Annotated in this window: 2 protein-coding genes; both read right to left on the bottom strand. The window is 71.1% G+C overall.

What is annotated here, in order from left to right:
- Positions 1–45: 45 nt before the first annotated feature.
- Positions 46–3,534 carry a ThuA domain-containing protein gene (locus ACFXGA_RS39230; RefSeq protein ID WP_378097973.1) on the bottom strand — a complete coding sequence of 1,163 codons (3,489 nt, stop codon included), beginning with the start codon at positions 3,532–3,534 and terminating at the stop codon, positions 46–48.
- 80 nt (positions 3,535–3,614) lie between these two features.
- A complete protein-coding gene (locus ACFXGA_RS39225; RefSeq protein ID WP_378097970.1) occupies positions 3,615–5,087 on the bottom strand; it encodes an arabinofuranosidase catalytic domain-containing protein in 1,473 nt (490 codons plus the stop codon).
- Positions 5,088–6,033 lie beyond the last annotated feature (946 nt).

Genomic DNA, 6,033 nt, shown 5'->3' with positions numbered 1-6,033 from the left:
GCGCGCGGCGCGCGGGGCGCGCCCGCCCGGGTGGAGTGCCGACCGCTAGCGGAGGCTCCACCTCTGGTTGGCCCCGCCGTTGCACGACCAGATGATCAACTGGGTGCCGTCGGCGGAGCTGCCGCCGTTGGCGTCCAGGCACTTCGTGCCGTTGCGGATGGTGCCGTCGGACTGCACGGACCAGTTCTGCGACGACGCGCCGCTGCACGACCAGAGCTGCACGGCCGCGCCGTCGGTCTGGCTGCCGTTGGCGACGGTCATGCACTTGCCCAGCGCCTGCAGCGTCGAGCCGGTCTGCGTCCACTTCTGGTTGTTGCCGCTGTTGCAGGTCCAGAGCTGGACCTTGGCCCCGTCGGCGGTGGACGCGCCGTTGACGTCGACGCACTTGCCGCCGATGCCGACGATCTGCTTCGCCGTCCCGCCGCCACCGCCGGTGCCGACGCCGGGCCCGACGTAGTTGATCGAGTCGAGGTCGAAGCTGTTGGCCGACGACGTCTTGAACACCACGAACAGCTCGACCGTGCCACCCGGGTTGGTGATGTTCACCGCGGGCATGTTCTGGTAGTTGTCCCACCCGCCGGTGCTCGTCACGGACGAGGACGCGATCAGCGCGCCGGTCGGGGAGCCCGACCGCAGCTCGATCGTGCCGCCGCCCGACGGCGAGGACACCCGGAACGACACCTGGTTGATCCCGGTGAAGTTGACCGGCTTGAACGAGATCCAGTCGTTGTTGCTGATGTCGCCGACGCGCCCGCCGGACTCCGCGCCCGCCTGGGCGACCACCCGCACGCCGGACGAGCCGGTGAAGAACTCGGCCTGCTTGCGCTTGGGCTGCAGCACGACCGACCCGCTGCCGGTCAGCCCCGGCAGCCCGGCCGCGCCCTTGTCGGTGTACTCGGCCGAGCCGATGATGTGCGCGTTGCCGTTCTGGTGCTCGGTGTCCGCCTCGGCCCGGATCGAGCCGGAGCAGCCCTGGATGGGGTTGCCCAGCGGGTGCTTGTGGGCGTCGTGGCCGATGTTGGCCTGGGTGACCACCCGGGTGCAGTCGATCGTCCCGTCCTCGGCGTCGGTCACCGAGAGGGTGTACGGGATCGTGTCGCCCCAGGCGAACATCCCGCCGTCGGCCGGGCCGGTGAACCGCACGGTCGGCGCGGTGTTGCCGGAGGTGACGGTGAGGTTCGCGGTGCCGGTCTTGCCGGTCGGGTCGGTCACCGTGAGCTGGACGGCGAACGTGCCGGCCGTGGTGTAGGTGTGCGACGGGTTGGCGGCGGTCGAGGTGCCGCCGTCGCCGAACGTCCACCGGTAGGTCAGCGCCCCGCCCTCGGGGTCGCGCGACCCCGCGCTGGAGAACTGGACCGTGAGCGGCGTGCCGCCGGACGACGGCGTGGCCGTGGCCTGCGCGATGGGACTGCGCTCACCGGCGTTGTAGTCGATGCGCCACAGGCCCGCGCCGGGCAGGTGCACGTTGTCGTCCCAGCCCGTGCCCCAGGTCAGCAGGTACATCGAGCCGTCCGGGCCGAACTTCATGTCCATCGGCGACGCGAAGCTCAGGTTGCTCAGGAAGTCGTTGATCTTCAGGAGGTTGCCGGACGAGTCGGTGCGGAACTCCCACATCCGGTTGCGGGACCAGTCGCCGAGGAACGGCGTCTGGTCGAAGTAGGCCGGGAACTTCGTGGGTGAGGGGTTGTTCGCGTTGTACTGGTAGATCGGGAACGCCATCGGCGCCTCGCCGCCGTCGCCCAGCTCCGGGAACTTGCGGCCCTCGGTGGCGCTGTTGCCGTACCAGACGTCCGCCGCGCGCGAGGCGGGCAGCGTGGTCAGGCCGGTGTTGTTGGGCGAGGTGTTGGTCGGCGACGCGCAGTTGAACTTCGCGCCCGACTGCCCGGTGGCGAAGTTGTAGTCGTTGAACGGGGTGTTGTTGCCGATGCAGTACGGCCAGCCGTAGTTGCCCGGCGACTTGATCACGTTCCACTCGACGAGCCCGCCCGGACCGCGGTTGGCGTTGTCCGCGCCCGCGTCCGGGCCGTAGTCGGCCGCGTAGATCACGCCCGTGGTCGGGTGGACGCTGAACCGGAACGGGTTGCGGAAGCCCATCGCGTAGATCTCCGGCCGGGTCTTCGCCGTGCCGGGGGCGAACAGGTTGCCCGACGGGACGGTGTAGGTGCCGTTGGCCTCCGGGTGGATGCGCAGGATCTTGCCCCGCAGGTCGTTGGTGTTGGCCGCGGTGCCCTGGGCGTCCCACCACTTGCGGCCGGAGCGCTCGTCGATCGGCGCGTAGCCGTCGGAGGCGAACGGGTTGATGTCGTCGCCGACGCCGATGTAGAGGTTCTTGCCCGGCCCGAACGCCAGGTAGCCGCCGGTGTGGCCGGGCTCGTTCTCGCGCCAGGCGGGCACCGTGAGCAGGACCTTCTCGCTCGACCGGTCCAGCGTGTCGCCGTTCATGGTGAACCGGGAGATCCGGGTCGCCTGTTCGGTCGAGTCGGCCGGCGAGTAGTTGAGGTAGATGTACCGGTTGGTCGCGAAGTCCGGGTCCAGCGCCATGCCGGTGAGGCCGTCCTCGGAGTTCTGGCCGTTGCCGTAGACGTTCAGCGACGCCGCCGTGACGGTGGTGCGGGTGTCCGGCTTGTAGATCTTGAGCTTGCCGCCGTACTCGGTGAAGAACACCCGGCCGTCCGGCGCCACGTCGACCGCGCCCGGCGCGATCGTGCTCTGGTCCAGCGCGACTCTCTCGTAGCTGGCCCACACGGTCGGACCGCAGTCCGACGCGACCTTGCCGCCCGCGCTCTCCACGCCGCCCGCGACGTGCTGCCGGAACAGCGACTCCGAGTAGCTGGACGCCTGGTGGCCCATGCCGGTGGCCCAGACGCGGCCGCCCTCGAAGTTGCGGCACCACGAGATCGGGTGGTCGTAGCCCATCTTGGAGCTGCCCGCGTCATAGGTCGTCTCGTCCGCGGTCACCAGCACGTGCACGTTGCCGCGCGCGTTGCGGTCGAAGTTGTACCACTCCTCGGTGCGCGTCCACCGGTCCGGCAGACCCGCGCCGGAGGGGTGCTTGCGGTCGGCGACCTTGGCGGTGCCGGTCACGGTCGCGGAGTGCTGGGTCATGGTCATGCCGAGCATCTGGTCCCACCACGGGAACTGCTGCTCGATGTTCATGTCCGTGGCGTTGTGGATCGCGACGATCCCGCCGCCGCCGCGGAGGTACTTCTGCACGGCCGCGCGTTGCGCGTCGTTGTCCCACACCATGCCCGACGTCTGGAGCATGACCACCACGTCGTACGTGGCGAGCGTGGCGTCGTTGAAGACGCTGGAGTCCTCGCTCTTGGTCAGCTCCCACTGCCGCTCGGAGGCGAGCTGGTCGAACATCGCGAGCCCGGCGGGGATCGAGTCGTGCCGGTAGGCGCCGGACGCGGTCTTGCTGAACACCAGCACGTGGAAGCCCTCCGGGTGCGCCTGGGCGACCGGAACGGCGAGTCCCACCATCAGCAGTGCGGCCCCCAACGCGGAGACCGCGCGCCTCAATCTGCGGCGCATCAACCACTCCTCTCACCGGCTCCGGTCGTCGGAGCCGCGTTGTGCCCCGGCGCCGTGCGTGCCCGCGCCGGGTTCCTCGGTCAGCTCGTGCTCCACTGCTGGTTCGCGCCGCCGTGGCAGGTCCAGAGCTGGACCGGTGCGCCGTTGGCCGTGGAGGCCCCCGACACGTCCAGGCACAGGCCGGACTGGACGCCGGTGATCGAGCCGTTCGCGTTGACGTTCCACCGCTGGTTCGGCTGGCCGTTGCAGGACCAGATGATCACCTTCGTGCCGGCCGCGGTGCCCGCGGCGTTGGCGTCGAGGCACCGCTGGTTGCCGCCGTCGTAGACGGTCAGCTCGCCGGACGGCGTGCGCGTCCAGGTCTGGTTGGCGCCGCCGGAGCAGTCGCGGATCTGCACCTGGGTGCCGCCGGTCGTGGAGCCGTTCGGCACGTCCAGGCACTTGCCCGCGCCCACCGCCCGGATGGCCCCGCTCGGCGTGGTCCCGCCGCCGGCGGCGTAGCCGGCCGCGGTGATGTTGGCCTGCACCGCGTTCTCGGTCGCGTCGGACGGGTAACCGGCGACCATCGCGCCCTCGTAGAACGTGCCGGCGCTGAGGTTCGCGCCACCGCCGGGCTTGCAGCAGTCGCCGCCGCTGCCCAGGATGATCGCGCCCTGCTTCTTCATCGGGCTGTACCCGTTGGGCAGCGCGCCGTCCCAGAGCGTGGTGAGGGCCCCGGACTGCGCGTTGCCGCCCTTGAGCGCGAACCGCGTGGTTCCGTTGTTCTTCAGCATCGCGGTGACGTAGCGGCTGGTGAACGCGCGCTGGTTGGGGTTCCAGGACTGGCTCCCGCCCGGGTACAGGCCCCATTCGAGGTCGGCCTGGACCCACGGGCCCGTGCCGGAGCAGCCGCCGAACCAGCACTGCGTGCTGAAGTTGATCGCGTCCATCGCGCCGGCCGCGTCCGCGCTGCGGGTCGTCTCGCTGTTGCCGTAGTCGAAGCAGCAGCCGCTGTTGACGTGCGTGCCGCTGGTCACCATGTACATGCCCTCCGGCGCGCTCCCGGTGGGCACGCCGGTCAGGTGGCCGTCGCGCCAGTAGCTGTTGCCCGGGTTGATGTAGAGCGAGTACGCCTTGTTGCCGCCGACCGCGAGCGACTCCGACGTCGCGATCGCGGGTCGGCTCTGGGTCGAGCCCGGGACGACCGTCGAACCCTGGTACCACAGGTCGTTGCCCCGGCCGGATTGGTCGTAGACCACGGTGATCACGCAGGTGGTGCCCGCGCAGAACGAGTCCTGGACCGCCGCGTTCGCGGTGCCGCCCGCGGCCAGGACGCCGACGTCCCTGGTGGTGTTGTCCGACGAGCGCCGGACTTGGTAGAGGTTGCCCGAGTACGAGCCGTACAGCGCCCGGGTCGTGCTGTGCGCCGCGACGCACGGCGTGCCGCCCGCGGCGTAGATGTCGCACGGCCCGGTGCCGGCGGCCGAGGCCGTCGGCGCGGACGCCAGCGTGTCGGCGGTCAGCACGGCCGCGAACAGCACGGCCACCGCGAGCACCGCGCGCAGGCGGGGCACGACCCCGGTGCGGTGTCGGGCGACCGGGTGAACCGGTGGGGGAACAGGTGAAGGCTGCATTCCGCGACTCCTTGTCCGCTCCTGCGGTCGAAACGCGCGCGAAGATCGGCCGGGTCGGTGACGCGGCGACGGCCCCGCGGCGACGACACGGGACGGGGCGGCCGTACCCGCCGGCCGGCGGATCGGCGGGGGCGGAACGCTAGTCAACTCGAACCGGTTCGACCGCGACGGACGCTACGCTGGAGGGCGTCCGACGGGCAACGGGCTGCTGTCTCGGCACGCCCAGATCATCCGCCCTGACCTGCTATTGAGCGCCTGTAGTGGTGGAACGTGGCAGAAATCTGCCAACCGATAGGAGTCGTCGGACTACTCCCGGTATGGTCACCGCAGCGATCGATGGGTGCCGCGTCGAGTCGCTGAAGGCTGCGTTGTCGAATCGGTTCGACCCGATCCAGGGGCGAGTGAGCCCGCCACCACCCCGCCGCCGAGCCACGTCGCCCCGCAGCGCGCAACCCGAGCACCCGTGACGACCCCGTAGCAGGTGGCCGAGCACCCATGACGAATCGAGTGATCCCGCGACGGCGGTCGCACCACCGACGATCCCGGTCGTCCCGCTCGGTCGGCCCGCCCGCCGCCGACCCGCGTCGCCCCGCGCCGGGCGGTCCGTCCTCCGGTGAACGGTGCCGTTGCGCGCCGGACCGGTTGACCGCGCGTGAGCCGTGCCGTTGCGCGCCGTGCGGTGCGTCCGCCGGTGAACGGTGTCGTCCCGCGCCCGGCCGCTTGACCGCGCGTGAACCGTGCCGTTTCGCATCGGGCGGTCCGACTGCCGGTGAACGGTGCCGTTGCGCGCTGGATCGCTTGACCGCGCGTGAACGGTGCCGTTCCGCGCCGGGCGGCCCTGCCGACGGAGAACACCCCCCGCGGGCCCCCCCGCCCCGGGCCAGGC

The sequence above is a fragment of the Actinosynnema sp. NPDC059335 genome, from assembly GCF_042752395.1.
Lineage (GTDB): Bacteria > Actinomycetota > Actinomycetes > Mycobacteriales > Pseudonocardiaceae > Actinosynnema.
Note: the sequence above shows the minus strand (reverse complement) of the source record. Positions and strands in the feature narration are given on the sequence as shown.